The sequence below is a fragment of the Kribbella solani genome, assembly GCF_014205295.1.
Lineage (GTDB): Bacteria > Actinomycetota > Actinomycetes > Propionibacteriales > Kribbellaceae > Kribbella > Kribbella solani.
Genome location: NZ_JACHNF010000001.1, coordinates 3,268,161 through 3,284,281, shown reverse-complemented (window position 1 = coordinate 3,284,281; position 16,121 = coordinate 3,268,161). Strand labels below are relative to the sequence as shown.

Annotated in this window: 15 protein-coding genes and 1 pseudogene; 8 read left to right on the top strand and 8 right to left on the bottom strand. The window is 68.2% G+C overall.

Annotation, left to right across the window (positions count from 1 at the left end):
• Window positions 1–135: 135 nt before the first annotated feature.
• Complete coding sequence (locus HDA44_RS14680; RefSeq protein WP_184834715.1) at window positions 136–579, bottom strand: Rrf2 family transcriptional regulator; 444 nt, start codon at window positions 577–579, stop codon at window positions 136–138.
• A 143-nt stretch (window positions 580–722) separates the two neighbouring features.
• Here HDA44_RS14680 and HDA44_RS14675 point away from each other — a divergent pair, with 143 nt between their 5' ends.
• The 3 genes from HDA44_RS14675 to HDA44_RS14665 all read left to right on the top strand — a co-directional run bounded on the left by HDA44_RS14675 (window position 723) and on the right by HDA44_RS14665 (window position 2,977).
• On the top strand, window positions 723–1,469 hold the full coding sequence (locus tag HDA44_RS14675; RefSeq protein WP_184834713.1) for an aminoglycoside phosphotransferase family protein: 747 nt from the start codon (window positions 723–725) through the stop codon (window positions 1,467–1,469).
• Between the two features lie 96 nt (window positions 1,470–1,565).
• On the top strand, window positions 1,566–2,090 hold the full coding sequence (locus HDA44_RS14670) for a hypothetical protein (protein ID WP_184834711.1): 525 nt from the start codon (window positions 1,566–1,568) through the stop codon (window positions 2,088–2,090).
• Between the two features lie 35 nt (window positions 2,091–2,125).
• The gene (locus tag HDA44_RS14665; RefSeq protein ID WP_184834709.1) at window positions 2,126–2,977 is read left to right on the top strand and encodes a hypothetical protein; all 852 of its coding nucleotides are present in this window, start codon (window positions 2,126–2,128) and stop codon (window positions 2,975–2,977) included.
• A 10-nt stretch (window positions 2,978–2,987) separates the two neighbouring features.
• On the opposite strand, the gene HDA44_RS14660 is transcribed toward HDA44_RS14665, so the two are convergent.
• From HDA44_RS14660 to pdhA, 4 genes and pseudogenes are all read right to left on the bottom strand, one after another.
• Window positions 2,988–3,722: a Type 1 glutamine amidotransferase-like domain-containing protein gene (locus HDA44_RS14660; protein ID WP_184834707.1), complete on the bottom strand. Its 735-nt coding sequence runs from the start codon at window positions 3,720–3,722 to the stop codon at window positions 2,988–2,990.
• A gap of 68 nt (window positions 3,723–3,790) precedes the next feature.
• On the bottom strand, window positions 3,791–5,191 hold the full coding sequence (locus tag HDA44_RS14655) for a dihydrolipoamide acetyltransferase family protein (protein WP_184834705.1): 1,401 nt from the start codon (window positions 5,189–5,191) through the stop codon (window positions 3,791–3,793).
• Window positions 5,192–5,288: 97 nt separating this feature from the next.
• Window positions 5,289–6,286, bottom strand: a pseudogene (locus tag HDA44_RS14650) (alpha-ketoacid dehydrogenase subunit beta).
• The gene (pdhA, locus tag HDA44_RS14645; RefSeq protein WP_184834703.1) at window positions 6,283–7,377 is read right to left on the bottom strand and encodes a pyruvate dehydrogenase (acetyl-transferring) E1 component subunit alpha; all 1,095 of its coding nucleotides are present in this window, start codon (window positions 7,375–7,377) and stop codon (window positions 6,283–6,285) included. The pseudogene HDA44_RS14650 and the gene pdhA overlap by 4 nt, the downstream one beginning before the upstream one ends.
• 79 nt (window positions 7,378–7,456) lie before the next feature.
• On the opposite strand from pdhA, the gene HDA44_RS14640 reads away from it, so the two are divergent.
• Window positions 7,457–8,020, top strand: a complete 564-nt coding sequence (locus HDA44_RS14640; protein WP_184834701.1) for a TetR/AcrR family transcriptional regulator — start codon at window positions 7,457–7,459, stop codon at window positions 8,018–8,020.
• Here HDA44_RS14640 and HDA44_RS14635 read toward each other — a convergent pair.
• Window positions 8,006–9,193, bottom strand: a complete 1,188-nt coding sequence (locus tag HDA44_RS14635) for a multidrug effflux MFS transporter (RefSeq protein ID WP_337906005.1) — start codon at window positions 9,191–9,193, stop codon at window positions 8,006–8,008. The two genes, HDA44_RS14640 and HDA44_RS14635, sit on opposite strands and share 15 nt — an antisense overlap.
• 101 nt (window positions 9,194–9,294) lie before the next feature.
• Between HDA44_RS14635 and HDA44_RS14630 the strand changes: the two genes are divergently transcribed.
• Window positions 9,295–10,167: a helix-turn-helix transcriptional regulator gene (locus HDA44_RS14630; RefSeq protein ID WP_184834699.1), complete on the top strand. Its 873-nt coding sequence runs from the start codon at window positions 9,295–9,297 to the stop codon at window positions 10,165–10,167.
• A 170-nt stretch (window positions 10,168–10,337) separates the two neighbouring features.
• Here the strand turns inward: HDA44_RS14630 and HDA44_RS14625 are convergent, their stop codons facing one another.
• Window positions 10,338–11,012, bottom strand: coding sequence for a DUF4097 family beta strand repeat-containing protein (locus tag HDA44_RS14625; protein ID WP_184834697.1), 675 nt, complete (start codon window positions 11,010–11,012; stop codon window positions 10,338–10,340).
• Window positions 11,013–11,016: 4 nt separating this feature from the next.
• On the opposite strand from HDA44_RS14625, the gene HDA44_RS14620 reads away from it, so the two are divergent.
• From HDA44_RS14620 to HDA44_RS14610, 3 genes are all read left to right on the top strand, one after another.
• Entirely contained in the window at window positions 11,017–11,193 is a 177-nt protein-coding gene (locus HDA44_RS14620) for a hypothetical protein (RefSeq protein ID WP_184834694.1), read from the top strand.
• Window positions 11,194–11,294: 101 nt separating this feature from the next.
• Window positions 11,295–12,251 carry an ATP-binding cassette domain-containing protein gene (locus tag HDA44_RS14615; protein ID WP_184834692.1) on the top strand — a complete coding sequence of 319 codons (957 nt, stop codon included), beginning with the start codon at window positions 11,295–11,297 and terminating at the stop codon, window positions 12,249–12,251.
• Window positions 12,248–12,991, top strand: a complete 744-nt coding sequence (locus tag HDA44_RS14610; RefSeq protein WP_184834690.1) for an ABC transporter permease — start codon at window positions 12,248–12,250, stop codon at window positions 12,989–12,991. Before HDA44_RS14615 ends, HDA44_RS14610 begins: the two co-directional genes overlap by 4 nt.
• On the opposite strand, the gene HDA44_RS14605 is transcribed toward HDA44_RS14610, so the two are convergent.
• Window positions 12,975–16,097, bottom strand: coding sequence for a BTAD domain-containing putative transcriptional regulator (locus HDA44_RS14605; protein WP_184834688.1), 3,123 nt, complete (start codon window positions 16,095–16,097; stop codon window positions 12,975–12,977). The genes HDA44_RS14610 and HDA44_RS14605 overlap by 17 nt on opposite strands.
• Window positions 16,098–16,121 lie beyond the last annotated feature (24 nt).

The following is a 16,121-nucleotide window of genomic DNA, read 5'->3' as shown; positions in this document are numbered from 1 at the left end:
GAGACTTCTGGATGGGAGCGTGCTCAGCCGCGGTAGTTGCCGTCATGAATCGGGTTCTCCGAAATCAACTGATACTGCAATGGTTGCAGTTTGGGTGAAAAGGAAGGCCGGGGGCTGGCCCGGCCTTGTTGTGCTTCAGCGCTGCAGGCCGAGCTCGCGCTCCTTCGCAAGCACCTGCCTCACGAGGTGGGCGATCGTGGTGCGGCCGAGTCGATGTTCCAGTGCCTGCTCGGCCGCGCGGAACTCGGCTTCGAGAAGCGCCTGAATGTTGCGCCCGACCTCGCATTCGGCACTCGGCGGATGGGCGTGCCCGGCGAGTACCGGGCCGGTTTCGACTGCGGCATACGCGTCGTACAGGGTGATGGCCCGAGGAGCGCGCGCAAGCGTCCAGCCCCCACCGCGGCCTTCGGTCGACTGCACCAAGCCGGCGTCGCGCAGCGTACCGAGGATGCGTCGGACGAGGACAGGGTTGCTGTCCAGGCTGTCCGCGATGTCGCCCGAGGTCAGCGTATGCTCCCGCCAGCGCGCCAACATGGTGAGCGCGTGAATCGCCACCGCGCTTCTGCTGCTGATGCCCATGTCCGCTCCCTCGACCGAAGAACTGAAACCACAGTAGTTGCAGTTAATGTCTTGGTCAATCCTCGCTCGGGTTCGGCCGGCGGGAGGGGGTGGGTGGTAAATGTGGCGACGGTGGTGGGTGTGGGTGGTGATACTGGGTGGTCATGGATGAGGTGCAGGTTGTGTTGGCGCACTCGGAGCGGGCTACGTTGCGGGTGGGGGACGTGTTTTTGAAGGTGGATGGGGATCAGGGGCGGATTGATCGTGAGGTTGAGGCGATCGGCTTGGCGCCGGTGCCGACGCCTCGGGTTTTGTGGCAGCAGCCTTCGGTGCTGGCGATTTCGGCGGTGCCGGGGACGGTGCTCGCGACGTTGGGTGAGCCGTCGGTCGCGTCGCCGGCGGCTTGGGCCGCGGCCGGGGCGGCGGTACGGAAGTTGCATGATGCACCGGTGCCGCCTTGGCCCAGTCGGGGTGGACAGGCTGTCGACAAGTTGGCGGCGGACCTTGATGCCGAGTGCGAACGGCTGGTGGCGGGCGGGATCTTGCCGGCGGACCTGGTGACGCGTAACCGGCAGGTCGCGGAGGCGGCGCTGCGGCCGTGGGCTCCGGTGTTCACGCATGGGGATTTGCATGTCGCGCATGTGTTCGTGGCGGGCGACGAGCTGACCGGCATTATCGATTGGTCCGAGGCGGGCAGTGGCGACGGTTTACGCGATCTCGCCACATTGACGCTCGCGCATCCAGACCGTCTTGGTGATGTTGTCGAGGGGTACGGCGCGGACGTCGATGTCGACGTGATTCACGCGTGGTGGTCGGTACGAAGCCTGTTGGCGACTCGTTGGCTGATCGAACACGATTTCGACCCATTCGTACCAGGTGCCGAGGTGGACGTACTCCGCGCGCGAATGTGAGCCCTGTTCTTTGGCCGCCCGGGTCGCTACTCTCGGAAACTGTCCGGTTTTGGACTGTTACAGGGGGCTGGGGAGCCAGAGCAGGGGGGAATTGTCATGGACGTGCGCAGTGCCGAGCCGACCACCGATGAACTGCTGGAAATCACGCTGGCGGCGACTGAAATGCTGAACTTCGTGTTGCTGCTGCAAGCGCAGAAGCTGGCGAACTCGGCGACGAGCGGGCCGACTGGGCCGGGCGATTACCTGGACGAGCGGATCGCTGCCGCCGCCGCGCCGCTCGAGCGTCATGCCCGGCGGATGACCGCGATCTTCACCGACCACCAGGCGTGGATCAATCAGCACCTCAGGAGCGAATTACAGGCGAGTACCGGACTCGCGCCCGGAGATCGTTCCAATGCTGAGCAAGTCCTTGCCCGGAGCAACGAAGATTACGCGCAAGGTGTTATCGACGCGATGCGACGGGTCGTCGGCGACGCACCGGCGTCCTACTCTCGCGAGGTGGTGGCCTGCGACTTGCTCGTCGGGGTTGTGGGTGGAGGTCTGATGACGTGCTTCAAGACCGTCGGAACCGGCTGCCTGGTGGCCGGAATGGGAGCCGGTCTCGCGCTCGCTCTGTGCTAGCGCCACAAGCATCCGATCGGAATGGGGTGAGGACGATGCGAGACGTGGCTGAGCAACGGCTACGGGCGGTGGATGCCGCGATGCAGGGCACGGTCGCTTTCAAGGCGGTACCTCTCGCCGCGAGTGTTGATGATCCGCTGGTGGCTCGCGGTCTGAACCCGGTGAATCCGTGTGCCTGCGTCACCGAGCCGTGCCCGTGTGATGGCTACGATCACGGGAACACGATCGTCTGGATGCCGCGGCAGTACGCCGTCGGGGGCACCGAAACGGGCACCTACGACGCCGCCGGCTCGCAGATCATGGAGTACCAGGTTCCTGCCGCGGAGGCACTTTTCCTGGATTCGTTCGAGCCGATCTCCGCGGCTGGGCTGGCCGGCAAGCTCAGATCACGCCCCGGTGCCCGACCGAAGCTGTCGGACACGGACGAGGCGCCGGCCGGTGAGCAGTTCGAGCAGCAGGTGGGCAAGTCGGTCGTTGAGATGTTCGATCTCCTTGTCCGCCAAGCCGCGGCAGCCGAGTTGTACGCGCAGACCGGACCCGGGCAACGTACCCTGAGCGCGCAGGTCAGGAATTTGATCCCGGCCATGGTTGAGCGGTTCGCCGCGTACGATCAGGCCACCTTGATCAACCGGCTCACGGCGGGCGGGGCGACATCCGAGGCGATAGCGGCGTTGAGTACGAAGTCCGGCTCGTACGGTGGTCTTCGCGAAATGTTGCTCGCGAAGCTCAACGCTCCGGGGGCGGCGTTCGAGGCCGAGGACACGACCGCGTCCTGCTGGCTGTCCGTGGGTCTCATCGTCGCCGGCGTGCTGATCGCGCCGAAGATGCCCGTACTTGCCGGGTTCGCGATCGGCTTCGGAACCACCACCGCGGCCGGAACCTGCTAGCGCGCTTCGGTTACGAGTTGAAGAGTTGCCAGGTGCCTTCGGAGACAACTTCGGTGGTGGTTTCGGTGATCTTCAGGGCTGATTCGTCGTCCAGGGCGTAAGTGGGGCAGGGGATGTGGGACGCCCAGAGTTTTGCGTTGGCGAGGGAAGCATCGGGGTGGTCGGGGTGATTCAAATGGGGGATGACGGCGAAATCCACCAAGCCGGCGCCGCGGCCGGTGACCAAGGTTCGGTTCACGTCGCCTTCGGGGGTGGTGAAAACTGCGGGTTCTGATTTGAGCGGGCGGTCCTCTCCGCGGGGTGGTTCCGTGTACGTTTCGACAAAGGTGGTCGTTGCGGCTATCGCGCCGGCGCTGACACCTACGTACACGGCTTCTGGGCGGAGGGTCGGTATAAGTTCGGTGAGGCCGGAGCGGTGCATCCAGTTGGCTAGGTACAAGGGGTCGCCGCCCCAGACCAGGAGCGCGTCGGCGTCGCGGATGGCTGGTTCCCAGGCGGATTTGTCGATGCTTGGGAGGGCGGTCAGTTCCAGGATTCCGAGGGATTTCCAGCCCAGGTCGCAGAGGGGCGAAGCTGATTTGCCTGTAAGGGCTCGATAGGCCATTCCGGGGCCGCCGGGGAACGGGTAGATCGCGGTCGGGATGAAGAGGGCGTTGGATTCCGCGATGGGTTTGCCGAGCAGGTCCACCAGGGCGTCGTGAATGCTGGCGTTCTTGATGCCGGATGAGGTGAGAAGAGCTCTCATCGCTTCGCCTCCTGTGCTGCCCGCGCTTCGATCGGTACCGGCAACCGAACCTACCCGCCTGTTGCTCGTCAGGCGATGATTCTGAGTGGGTTTTCGAGGAGTGCCGTCAAGGTGGCGAGGAACTGGGCGGCGAGGGCGCCGTCGATGATGCGGTGGTCGGCGGTAAGGGTGTACCGGAGGCGTTTGCGGGTGCGCCATTCGCCGTTGCTGAGAGTGGGTTCGTCGTACGTCGCGCCGACGGCGAGGATCGCGCCTTGGGGTGGGTTGATGATCGCGGTGAAGTGCTCGATCCCGTACATGCCGAGGTTGCTGATGGTGAAGGTGCCGTCGCTGAGGTCGATTGTTGACAATCTGCGGTCGGCGGCGTTGGTGACGTACTCGCGGGTGGTGGTGGAGATCGTGCTGACGGACGCGCGATCGGCGTCGCGGATGACGGGTACGACGAGACCGGCCGGCGCGGCGATCGCGATGCCGACATGGATGCGGTGGTGGAGAAGGGTTTGGCCACGATCCTTGGGGGAGTAGGACGCGTTGATGCCGGGGTGGGCGCGGAGGGCGAGAGCGGTGGCTCGGACGAGCAGGTCGTTGAGGCTGATTCTCATGCCTGGGATCGAGCCGGTGCCGCGTGCGGGGTCCTGGTCGGTGCCCGGCGTAGTACCGATGCTCGGCGTCGCGCCGGTGCCCGGCGTCGCGCCGGTGCCCGGCGTAGTACCGGTGCTCGGTGTGGCGCTCGGTGTGGCGCTCGGTGTGGTGCTGACGCTTGGTGTGGCGCGGACGCCTGGTGTGGTGCCTGGTGTGGTGTTGGGGGTGGTGTGGGACTGGTTGATCTGGGTGCGGAGGGTGAGGAGGTCTTCGACGTCGGCTGAGGTTGTCGCCGTGAAGGTGGGGATGGTGGTGCTGCTCTCGGTCAGCCGGGCGGCGATCGATTGGCGGATGGCGTCGAAGGGTATGGCCCGTGGTTCGCGTGCGTCGTCGGCTGACCGGCCGGTCGGCGTCACCGGGATGTCGGGGGACGTGGGGGTGTCGGGGAGTGCGGGGATGGTGTCCAGGTCGGCGCGGACGATGCGGCCGCTGGGGCCGGAGCCGAGGATTGTCGACAGGTCGATGCCGCGTTCGCGGGCCAGTCGGCGTACGAGCGGGGTGGCGGGCCGGCGGTCAACAGGTGCGGACGATGTAGCGGACGGGATCGGTGCACCGGTCGGATCGGCGGCCGGGGTGGTGGGGCTGGGTCGGGTGGTGGGGGTTAGGCGGGCTATGGGGGTGCCGATGGGGGCGGATTGGCCTTCGGGGACGAGGATTTCGGTGAGGGTGCCGGGTTCGTAGGCCTCTTGTTCCATTAGGGCCTTGTCGGTTTCGATTTCGACCAGGACGTCGCCGGCGGCGACTGGGTCGCCGGGGTGTTTGTGCCAGGTGGCGATCGCGCCTTCGGTCATGGTGTCGGACAGGCGGGGCATGAGGATGTCGGTCATGGGGTCCTCTTCGGCAGGGGTTCAGCGGTTCGGCGGCGGCAGGCGGTGCGGTCAGTAGTGGGAGAGTCGGTCGCGGGGCCAGCGGTTTCGGCGGTGGTCAGTGGCGGCGGGCTGCGGCGGTTAGGGTTTGGTGGATGGCGGTGATGGCGGTGATGGCGTCGTTGGGGGATGGGAGGGCGGCGGCTTCTAGGGACTTTGCGTACGGCATCGGTACCTCGGCCATCGCGACCCGGCGGACCGGGGCGTCCAGCCAGTCGAACGCGCCGTCCGAGATCGTCGCGGCGACCTCGGCGCCGATGCCGTACGTCAGCCAGTCGTCTTCCAGCACGACCGCGCAGTTCGTCTTTCGTACCCGATGATCGTGTCCCGGTCGAGCGGTCGCAGGCTGCGCAGGTCGACCACCTCGACGTCGATCCCTTCACCGGCAAGGTGTTCGGCAACTTCGAGCGCGACGGCCGCCATCCGCGAGTACGCGACGACGGTGATGTCAGCGCCCACCCGGGTGACCGTTGCCCGCCCGATCTCGGCCGGTTCGAGATCGTCGGGTACTTCGCCGGTGCTGTTGTACAAGGCAAGGTTCTCCAGCACCAGGACGGGATCGTCGTCGCGGATCGCGGCCAGCATCAGGGCTTTCGCGTCGGCGGGACTGGACGGCGCGACCACCTTCATCCCGGGTACGAACGCGTAGTACAGCTCGATGTTCTGCGAATGCGTGGCGCCTAGTTGCTGACCGCCACCACCGGGCGTACGAATCACCAGCGGCACCCGCGACTGCCCGCCGAACATGCCGTAGATCTTTGCCGCATTGTTGACAATCTGATCGAGGGCGAGCAGTGAGAAGTTGATCGTCATGATTTCGACCACCGGCCGTAGCCCGAGCATCGCGGCTCCGATCGCGGCGCCGGTGAACCCTTCTTCGGCGATCGGCGTGTCCCGGACCCGCCGCGGGCCGAACTCGGTCAGCAGACCGGCAGTGATCTTGTACGAGCCCTCGAACCGCCCGATCTCCTCGCCGATCAGGAACACGTTCTCGTCCCGTACCAGCTCCGACCGGAGCGCGTCGTGCAACGCCTGCCGATAACTGATCACACTCATGCCGAAACCCCCGAAACCCCCGAAACCTCCGGAAACAACGCTTCCCCAGGCAGTCGGCGCGAGTCGTTCGGCACCGGCGTCGCGTACGTGTAGTCGAACAACGTCGCCACCTCCGGCTCCGGACTGCCCTCCGCAAACTCCACCGCCCTGGCGACCGCGGCAATCGCTTCACCGTCGATCTCGGCAATCAGCTCGTCGGTGAGCACCCCACGTTCATGCAGCTTCACGGCGTACGCGGCGATCGGATCGGCCGCCTTCAGCGCCTCCGCCTCTTCGCGACTGCGATACCGAGCCGGGTCCACCACCGAATGCCCCTTGAGCCGTTCCGAAACAGCCTCCAGCAGGTACGGCCGCCCGGCTCGCGCCGCCAAAAGCGCGGTCCGCATGCCGTCGTACACGGCGGCCGGATCGTTGCCGTCGACCCGCGCGGACGCCATCCGGTACGAGCCGGCGCGCTTGTACAGCTCAGGTTCCGCCGAGGACTGCTCGACCGTCGTACCCATCCCGAGACCGTTGTTCACGACAACATAAACAATTGGCAGCCCCCACAAGGCGGCCAAGTTCAGCGACTCGTGGAACGCGCCGATGTTGGTGGTTCCGTCGCCCATCAGGCAAACGACCGCCTCGCCGCCGTCGCGGTAGTCGATCGCGAGCGCCGCACCGGTTGCCAGCGGCAACTGACCGCCGACGATGCCGTACCCACCCATGAACCGAGACGCGAGGTCGAACATGTGCATCGACCCGCCCCATCCCTTCGACACCCCGTCCGACCGCCCGTACAACTCGGCCATCACCCGTTCGGGCGCGATGCCGCGGGCCAGGGCGTACCCGTGCTCGCGGTAGTTGGTGAACAGGTAGTCGTCCGGCGCCATCGCCGCGATCAGGCCGGCGACGGTGGCCTCCTCGCCGAGGTTCAGATGGCAGTAGCCGCCGATCTTCGCTTCCGTGTACGCACGGGCGGCGCGTTCTTCGAACCGGCGGACGAACACCATCTGCCGGTAGAACGCCAACGACTGCTCCTTGGGTACGGAGCGGGCCGGAGGCGCGGAGCGGGCCGGGCGCTTCGGCGGGCGGGCCTTGGTTGCGGGCATCGCAGGGGTCTCCTTCTAATGAACCGAAATCCGTTTCATTATAGAATAGCTACCGACGTCGCCGAACCGGAGGTACGAGATGCCCGCCGAGGCCCGCAAACGCGGCCGCCCGACCGAGGCCGAGCGCGCGCGGCGCCGGGACGACATCCTGGACGCCGCCGTCCGGTTGCTGATCGCGGACGGGTACGCGCAGGTCACGCTCGACGACGTGGTCGCCGAGGCGCGGGTGACCAAACGCACCATCTACGCGTACTTCGGCGATCGCACCGAGATCTTCCTGGCCGCCGTCGAGCGGCTCCGCGACCGTACCCTCGAACAGCCCGCGCGCGCCGACACGCTCGAACAGCTCGCCGCGAAGATCGTCTTCGCGCTGCACTCCGACGAGGCGATCGGCCTGCACCGGCTGATGATCGCCGAGGCGCGTACGTTCCCTGAGCTCGCGGTGCGCTTCTATCAGGACGGCCCGCGAACGTACATCGCGGCCATCGACGCGCGCCTGCCCGAGCCCGACGCCGTCCGCGCCGAAGCCCTCTTCGCGCTGCTCCTCGGCGAGCCGCACCGCCAGCGCCTGCTCGGCCTCCGCCCCGCCCCGACCCGAGCCGCGGCCAAAGCCCACGCCCGCGCCGTCCTAGCAGTGGTCTGAAGCGCGAATCGCAATCAGGGACGAAGCTGTGAGTACGAGCACGATGACCGCCATCGGTACGGCCGTGTGCTCGCCGCCGAGGCCCGCGAGCGGCGCGATGAGACCGGCCATGCACCACTGCAGGAAACCGAGCAGCGCCGAACCAGTACCGGGATGTTCGGGTACGGCGCCGGAAGCGAGCGCACCGGCGTTGGGACCGATCAGTCCTTGGGCGGTCATGAGTACGAAGAACCCGATCAGCGCGATCACCAACGGCATCCCGAACAACGCGCCGGCCAGCAGCAGTACGCCCGCGAGACTGGTTGCCGCCAACCCGGCACCGATCACGCGCCGGGTCGGAACCCGCCCGGCGAGCCGTCCGGCGACCAGCGTAGCGATGGTCAGACCAACGGCATTGAACGCAAAGTCCACCGAGTAGGCGATCGGCGACAACCCGTTCATCGACTGCAGGACGAAGGCCGACGTGGCAACGTACGCGAAGATCGTCCCCATCGAGAACGCGAACATCACCAGGTAGCCGGTGAACTCGCGCTGCCGCAGCACTTTCCCCGCCGAGGTGATCAACTCGGCAAGGCCGCCACGATGCCGCACCGCCAGCGTTTCGGGTACGCCGACCGCGACCGTGATCACCATCACTCCGGCCAGTCCGGCAACGACCCAGAACGACACCCGCCACTGCGAGAACTGCAAGATCATTGCGCCGAGCAACGGTCCGACGATCGGCGCGGCGCCGGCGACCCCGGCCACCAGGTTCATCGCCCGGACCAGCCGTGGTCCCGAGGTGAGGTCGACGACGAGCGAACGCGCGATCACCATCGCCCAGCCACCGCTGAACCCCTGAACAAACCGGGCGACCATCATCAAACCGATGGCCGGACTGAGCCCGCAGAGCGCCGACGCGGCAGTCAGCACCAGCAGCGCGATCAGCAGCGGACGCCGACGCCCGGCGCGATCCGAGAACGGTCCGCCGAACAGCTGACCCAAAGCCATGCCGACGAAGAAGGTGGTCAGCGTGAGCTGCACTTGGGTGGCGTTCGCGTTGAGATCGCGAGCGACCAGCGGGAACGCCGGTACGTACATGTCCGTGGCCAACGGTGCGATCGCGGTGATCAGTACGACTGTTCCGAGCACCGTGGTCGTGAGTACCGCCTGCTGCGGTCGGGTGATGGTCACGGTTCCAGGCAACCGCCGTACGCGGCCGGGAGGAAGTCACGCTGCTGAGGTGTACCCGCAGGGCACCCCTTGGGCGGTGCGGCGCGGGTACTGTCGAGATCATGGACAACAAGGCCGAGGTCCGCGAGTTCCTGGTTTCGCGCCGGGCCAAGCTGACACCGTCCGAGGTCGGTCTGCCGACGGTGGGCCAGCGGCGGGTGCCAGGGCTGCGGCGCAGCGAAGTCGCGATCCTGGCCGGAGTGAGCATCGAGTACTACGCGAAGCTCGAGCGGGGCGCGATCGCCGGGGCGTCGGCCGCCGTACTGGAAGCGCTCGCGCAGGCCCTGCGGCTCGATGACACCGAACGGGCGCATCTCCTGGACCTCGCCCGTGCGGCCGACGGCGTTCCGTCGTCGGGGCGCCGGCGGCGCCGGTCCACGCCGCGGACCGCGAACCGGACGAGCCTGCAATGGGCGCTGGACGCAATCACCGACGGGATCGCGTTCGTTCGCAACCCGGCGCAGGACCTGCTCGCCACGAACGCGCTCGGCCGCGTCTTCTACTCGCCGGTGATCGGCGACGGCGGGCGGACGCCGAACCTGGCCCGGTTCCAGTTCCTCGACCCGGCGGCGCGCGACTTCTACCCGGACTGGGAGCTGTTCGCGCGGATGTGTGTCGGGATCATGCGCGCCGAGGCCGGTCGGGATCCGCACGACCGTGGCCTCCAGGACCTCGTCGGCGAGCTGTCCACTCAGAGCGAGACCTTCCGTCGGCTCTGGGGTGCCCACGACGTCCGCACCCATGGCGCCGGTACCAAACGCTTCCATCACCCGGAGGTCGGCGAACTCACGCTGGTCTACGAGGAGCTGGCCCTGACTGCCGACCCCGGCCTGGTCCTGCTGGTCTACACCGCCGAACCAGGCAGCCCGTCCGCCGAAAAGCTCGGCCTGCTCGCCAGCCTCGCCGCCGACGATCATCGGCAGCTCAACAGGTAGTGCACCGGCGAGACACCGTACGCGCGGCGCCCGCCACGCTCAGGTGCACTAGCCGGCGCCGAACACCTCCTGTCGAGCTGCCGAAGATCAGGCGCGGGGCATCGGATGCGGGTTGTCAGGTCGGGGGGAGGGGAGAGTGCGCGCTGCATCGGGTGGGGGGCAGGTGGGCATCAGGCGCGGTGGAGGGTGATGTTGCCGCCGTGGGTGCGGGCGCGGAGGGTGACCGTGCGGGTGGGGTTGGCGGGGGCTTCGAGGTCGTTGAAGACGCGGCCGACCGAGGTCTGCGCGTCCACGGTCGCGGCCGTGTCTTCCGGGATGCCGACCTGGACCTCACCGGTCGGCGTGTACAGGTCGACCGTTCCGGTGCCGAGCTCGCCGACCCGGATGTTTCCGGCGGCGGTACGGGCCTTCGCCGTGGTGGCGACCACGTCCACGCTGATGTTGCCGGTGGCTGACTTGGCGCGCAGTTCGCCGGTGACCTTGTGGATTCGGATGTCGCCGTTCGCCGTTTTCAGTTCGCAGGCGCCGACCTCGCCCTCGACGACGTACTCCCCTTTGGCGGTGTAGCCCTGGATGTCCGACCCGGTCGGCAGCTGGACGGCGATCCGCACCGAGCCATACCGCTTCGTGAACACCGTCCGCAGCTTCGGGTGCTTGATCTGCAGCTTGCCGTCGGTGAATTCGACCACGACCTGTTCGGCGGCCTTCACGTCCAGCGCCCAGGCCGGGTCGGTCGGCCGTACCTCGACCACCGTGTCGGTACGGTCGCCCGCGCTGATCGTGATGTCTCCGAAGATGATGTCGACGGCGGCGGTGATCGGCGCGGGGGTACTGAAGGTGGTCATCTCGGTGCTCCTCGATCGGTGGTGGGTGACCCGGCTGACCCGGGTACGGGACGCCGGTGTGGTGACCCGGCTGACGCGGGTACGGGACGCCGGTGTGGTGACCCGGCTGACGCGGGTACGGGCGGTCGGTGTCGTGACCGGTTGTCCCGGTCACGGGGACCACTCTGCTGAGGTGCCCTGACACGGCACCGTCACCTGGGCCTGACCTGCGCGGACATGGGTCCTGACACGGTGTAGGCGCGGTGTCAGACCGGTGTCAGGACCTCCGCCGAAGGTGATGACATGACAACTTCGGCGATCGCGGTCACTGGACTGCGCAAGACATTCGGCGACAAGACCGTGCTCGACGGCATCGACTTCGAGGTCCCCGCGGGCACCGTCTTCTCCCTGCTCGGCCCGAACGGGGCCGGCAAGACGACAACCGTCAACGTGCTCACCACGCTGACGAAGGCCGACGGCGGCACGGTCCGGGTGGCCGGGCACGACGTCGCGGCCGAGGCCAAGGCGGTCCGGTCCGCGATCGGGGTCACCGGCCAGTTCGCCGCGGTGGACGAGCTGCTCACCGGCCGGGAGAACCTGCAGCTGATGGTGGACCTGACCCCGGCCCGGTCGAAGACCAGTCGGATTGGCGACCAGCAGATTGTCGACAATCTGCTGGAACGGTTCGACCTGGTGGAGGCCGCCGACAAGAACACGGCGACGTACTCGGGTGGAATGCGCCGCAAGCTCGACCTGGCGATGACGCTGGTCGGCGACCCGCGGATCATCTTCCTGGACGAGCCGACCACCGGCCTGGACCCGCGCAGCCGGCGAACCATGTGGACAATCGTCCGCGAACTGGTGGCCGACGGCGTCACCATCTTCCTGACCACGCAGTACCTGGACGAGGCCGACGAACTGGCCGACCGGATCGCGGTCCTGAACAACGGGCAATTGGTTGCCCAGGGCACCCCGGACGAGCTGAAGCGGCAGATCCCGGGCACCCACGTCCGGTTCCGGTTCGGCACCGCCGAGGAGCTCGACGCCGCCGCCGCGATCCTGCCCGGCTCGACCCGCGACGACGACGCGCTGACCCTGCGGGTGCCGAGCGACGCCGGCACCAAGTCGGTCCGCGCCCTGCTCGACCGGCTCGACGCGGCCGGCCTGGACGCGGACGAGTTCTCCGTCCACACCCCTGATCTCGATGACGTCTTCCTGGCCCTGACCGGCCACGACACCGCGGAGGTAGTAGCAAAATGAAGAACCCCTCGATGGTGATGCTGCGCCGCAACTTCAAGCACATCGCCCGCAACCCCACCTCGGTGTTCAACGCCGTGCTGATGCCGGTCGTGGTGATGCTGATGTTCGTCTACATGCTCGGCGACGCGTTCAGCGTCGGTGTCCGGTACGTCGACTACGCAACGCCCGGCATGCTCCTGCTGGCGGTCTGCTACGGGCTCGGGTCGGTCGCGACCTCGGTGAACTCCGACATGACCAAGGGCATCATCAACCGGTTCAAGGTGATGGACGTACCGCGCGGCGCGGTCCTGACCGGGCACGTGATCGCCAGCCTGCTGACCAACCTGATCGCGATCGCGGCGATCATCGGGGTCGCGTTCGCGCTCGGCTTCAACCCGTCGGCGAACGCGGTCGAGTGGCTCGGCGTGATCGGGCTGGTCGTCCTGCTCGGTCTCGCCACCGGCTGGCTGACGGTCGCGCTCGGCCTCGCGGCCAAGTCCCCGGAGACGGCCGGCCTGGCGTCGGTACCGCTGGTGATGCTGCCGTTCTTCAGCAGCGCGATCGTGCCGGCCGACAAGATGGGTCCGGGCCTCAAGCAGTTCGCCGAGTACCAGCCGTTCACGCCGATCATCGAGAGCCTGCGCGGCCTGCTCAGCGGTTCGGCCGCCACCGGCGACCTGCTCGCGGCGCTGGCCTGGCTGATCGGGATCGCGGTCATCGGGTACGTCTGGGCGACCGCGACGTTCAAGAAGCGAGCGTGACCGCGACCAGGTCGTGCCAGTCCGCCTGCCGTCCCTCTTCCGTCGCCTCGGTGAACTTCGGGTCACCGAGGCGGCGGCGCGTCTCGGCCTCGATCCGGGTCAGGTCCGGGTTGGACCGGTCCGGCAGCCCGCGGATCGTCGCGCTCGCGGCCAGCAGCCGGGCGGCCTGCTCGTACTGCTCGGTCCGTACCGCCAGATCCGCCACGCCGACGAGCACCTGCGCGATCCCCGGCGGATGCGGGCTTTCGTTCACCGCCTGAACCGCGGCGCTGCGGTGCTCCCACGATTCGTCGACGTCATCGGTCAAGTACCCGAGCAGGTCGAACCGCATCGCCCGCAGGTTCGCCCGCTCGGCCTCGGCGCCCAGCAGCGTGATCGCGAGGCTCAGCTGGCGGCGCGCCTCGTCGGTATCGCCGCGCCAGTGTGCGAGCTCGGCCTTGGACCGGGCGAGCTCGACCAGCGCCTCCGGCCAGGCGACGCGTTCCGCCTGCCGCTGAGCGTCCGCCATCGCCGCGGCGCTCGCCTCCTCGTCGCCGGCCAGCCAGAACAGCTGGGCCTGCCGGGACAGCAGCCGGACGGTGTCCTCGGCGGCGCCGACCTCGGTCGCGACCTCGACCGCCTGCCGGTAGTACTCGGAGGCCGCGGCGAACTCGCCCCGGACAGCAAGCCGGTCGGCCAGCTCGGTCAGCGCGAACGAGATACCCCACCGCTCACCGATCGCCCGGAACTCGGCCAGCGCGGTTTCGAGCGCGGCATCCGCCTCCCGATCACCGTCGCCGAGCATGATCCGCATCTTCCCGGTCTGCAGCCGCGCCAGCGCCCGTACCCACGGGTCGTCGTCGGTCAGCAGCGGCTCGAAGGCCGACACGAACGCGCTCGGCCCGGCCAGCAGCCGCTCGAGTGCTTCCGAGAACGTCACCGCCGGGTGGGAGTTCTTGACCCGGCGGCTGACCTCGGCGGACTTCCGGATCCACTCCTCGGCGTTGGTCTGGTCGCGCCCGCGCCCCGACGTCATGAAGCCGGTGACGAACGCGTACACGACGGCCAGGACCTCGTCCGGCACCTCGCCGGGCACGTCCGGCGCCGCCATCAGGAACTCGTTGCCCTCGACCTTGTGGCCGGCGAACCACCAGTACCAGCCGGCCGCCGCCCCGAGCCGCATTGCGAGCTCACCGTCGCCGGCGCCGAGCGCCCACCGCATCGCGGCGGCGATGTTGTCGTGTTCCGGCTCGAGCATGGCGAGCCATTCCAGCTGCTCCGCGCGCCGCAGGTGCGGGTCCGCGGTCTGGGTCAGCTCGGTGAAGTACGCGACATGCGTACGCCGCGCCGACTCCGACTCGTTCGCTTCGTCGAGCCGCTGCTGGGCGTACTCCTTGATCGTGCCGAGCATCCGGTACCGGGGCGCGCCCTCGTCCTTGGTCACCACCAGAGACTTCTCGGTCAGCGCGGTCAGCAGATCGAGCATCTCCCACGACTCGACCGAGCCGCCCGCGCAGACCTCTTCGGCCGCTTCCAGGCTCGCGCCGCCGGAGAACACCGACAACCGGCGCAGTACGGACCGCTCGGCGTCCGAGAGCAGCTCCCAGCTCCAGTCGATCACCGCGCGGAGCGTGCGATGGCGGGGGAGCGCCGTCCGGCTGCCGCTGGTCAGCAGCCGGAAGCGGTCGTCGAGCCGGTTCGCGAGCTGTTCGAGAGACATCGTGCGCAACCGGGCCGCGGCGAGCTCGATCGCGAGCGGCATCCCGTCGAGCGCGCGGCAGATCCGGGCCAGCGTTCGCGGATCGATCACGAGGTCCTTGCGTACGGCGGTGGCGCGGTCCGTCAGCAGCCGGACCGCCGGTGACGCGTCGATCTCGGCCGGATCGGCCGTCTCCCGCGGCAGGACCAGCGGTGCGACCGGCCACAGCGCTTCGCCGGTGATACCGAGCGGTTCACGACTGGTCGCCAGGATGCGCAATCGCGGGCACTCGCCGAGTACGCGATGCGCGAAGGTCGCCGCGGACTCGATCACGTGCTCGCAGTTGTCAAGGATCAGCAGCATCGCGCGTTCCCGGACCGCGGCGATCACCCGGTCCGTCGGGTCGGCGTCCGGCGCCTCGCCGAGCAGCGCGTCCCGGAGCGCGAGCGCGCTCAGCGTTGCCTGGGCGACGTCGCCGTCCGGGTGGATGGCCGCGAGCTCGACCATCCAGGCACCGTCGGGAAGATCGGCGAGCAGCGTCCGCGCGGTCTCCGCGGACAGCCGCGTCTTGCCCGAACCGCCCGGACCGATCAGCGTGGTCAGGCGGTGGTCGCCGATGAGTTCGCGTACGGCGGTGATGTCGGCGTCCTTGCCGACGTACGTGGTCAATTCCTCGCGCAGGTTGGTGTTTCGCTTCTCCTCGCGGCGCACCAACTCACCGCGGAGCAGCGCGACGTGCAGCGCCGACAGTTCGGGAGAGGGGTCGACGCCGAGCTCGTCGGCGAGGGTCTCGCGGGTACGTTCGTACACGCGGAGCGCTTCGGTGTCGCGACCTGATGCGACCAGTGAGCGCATCAAGGCGGCGACGAGGCGTTCGCGTACGGGATGTGCCTGGACGAGATCGGTCAACTCGGTGACGAGGTCCGCGCCGTGGCCGAGCGTGATCTCCGCGTCGTACCGGTCCTCCATCGCGGTCAGTCGCAGACCGTCCAAGCGGGTGACCGCGGCGTCGAAAGCGCCGCTCTCCGTGAGTCCGACATCCTGCATCGCGGCGCCGCGCCACAGTTCGAGTGCTTCCCTCAGGAACCGTACGGCCTGCGGGTCCTGATCGGTTCGCGCCCGCGCCACCAGTCGCTCGAAGCGAACCGCATCCACCGCGTCCGGCTCGACCTGCAATTTGTACCCGTCCGTGTGGCCTTCGACCGGCAGCACTTTCCGCAGCCGCGAAACCAGCCGCTGCAAGGCATTCGCGGCATCCGCCGGCGGCTGTTCACCCCAGATCCAGTCCACCAGGGTCGCCTTGGGCACCACCCGGCCCGGCTCGAGCGCCAGCGCGATCAACAACCCGCGCAACCGCGCCCCCGGCACGTCGACAACACCCCCGTCGACCCCACGCACTTCGAACGGCCCCAGCATCCCAATCTGCACCCAACGATCTTGCCACGTACCCCA

Bases quoted from the DNA above. Each gene is read 5' to 3' on its own strand.
- HDA44_RS14680 (WP_184834715.1), bottom strand. From the start codon at position 579: ATGGGCATCAGCAGCAGAAGCGCGGTGGCGATTCACGCGCTCACCATG.
- HDA44_RS14640 (WP_184834701.1), top strand. From the start codon at position 7,457: ATGCCCGCCGAGGCCCGCAAACGCGGCCGCCCGACCGAGGCCGAGCGC.
- HDA44_RS14665 (WP_184834709.1), top strand. From the start codon at position 2,126: ATGCGAGACGTGGCTGAGCAACGGCTACGGGCGGTGGATGCCGCGATG.
- HDA44_RS14655 (WP_184834705.1), bottom strand. From the start codon at position 5,191: ATGACCGACATCCTCATGCCCCGCCTGTCCGACACCATGACCGAAGGC.
- HDA44_RS14610 (WP_184834690.1), top strand. From the start codon at position 12,248: ATGAAGAACCCCTCGATGGTGATGCTGCGCCGCAACTTCAAGCACATC.
- pdhA (WP_184834703.1), bottom strand. From the start codon at position 7,377: ATGCCCGCAACCAAGGCCCGCCCGCCGAAGCGCCCGGCCCGCTCCGCG.
- HDA44_RS14670 (WP_184834711.1), top strand. From the start codon at position 1,566: ATGGACGTGCGCAGTGCCGAGCCGACCACCGATGAACTGCTGGAAATC.
- HDA44_RS14660 (WP_184834707.1), bottom strand. From the start codon at position 3,722: ATGAGAGCTCTTCTCACCTCATCCGGCATCAAGAACGCCAGCATTCAC.
- HDA44_RS14625 (WP_184834697.1), bottom strand. From the start codon at position 11,012: ATGACCACCTTCAGTACCCCCGCGCCGATCACCGCCGCCGTCGACATC.
- HDA44_RS14615 (WP_184834692.1), top strand. From the start codon at position 11,295: ATGACAACTTCGGCGATCGCGGTCACTGGACTGCGCAAGACATTCGGC.
- HDA44_RS14675 (WP_184834713.1), top strand. From the start codon at position 723: ATGGATGAGGTGCAGGTTGTGTTGGCGCACTCGGAGCGGGCTACGTTG.
- HDA44_RS14630 (WP_184834699.1), top strand. From the start codon at position 9,295: ATGGACAACAAGGCCGAGGTCCGCGAGTTCCTGGTTTCGCGCCGGGCC.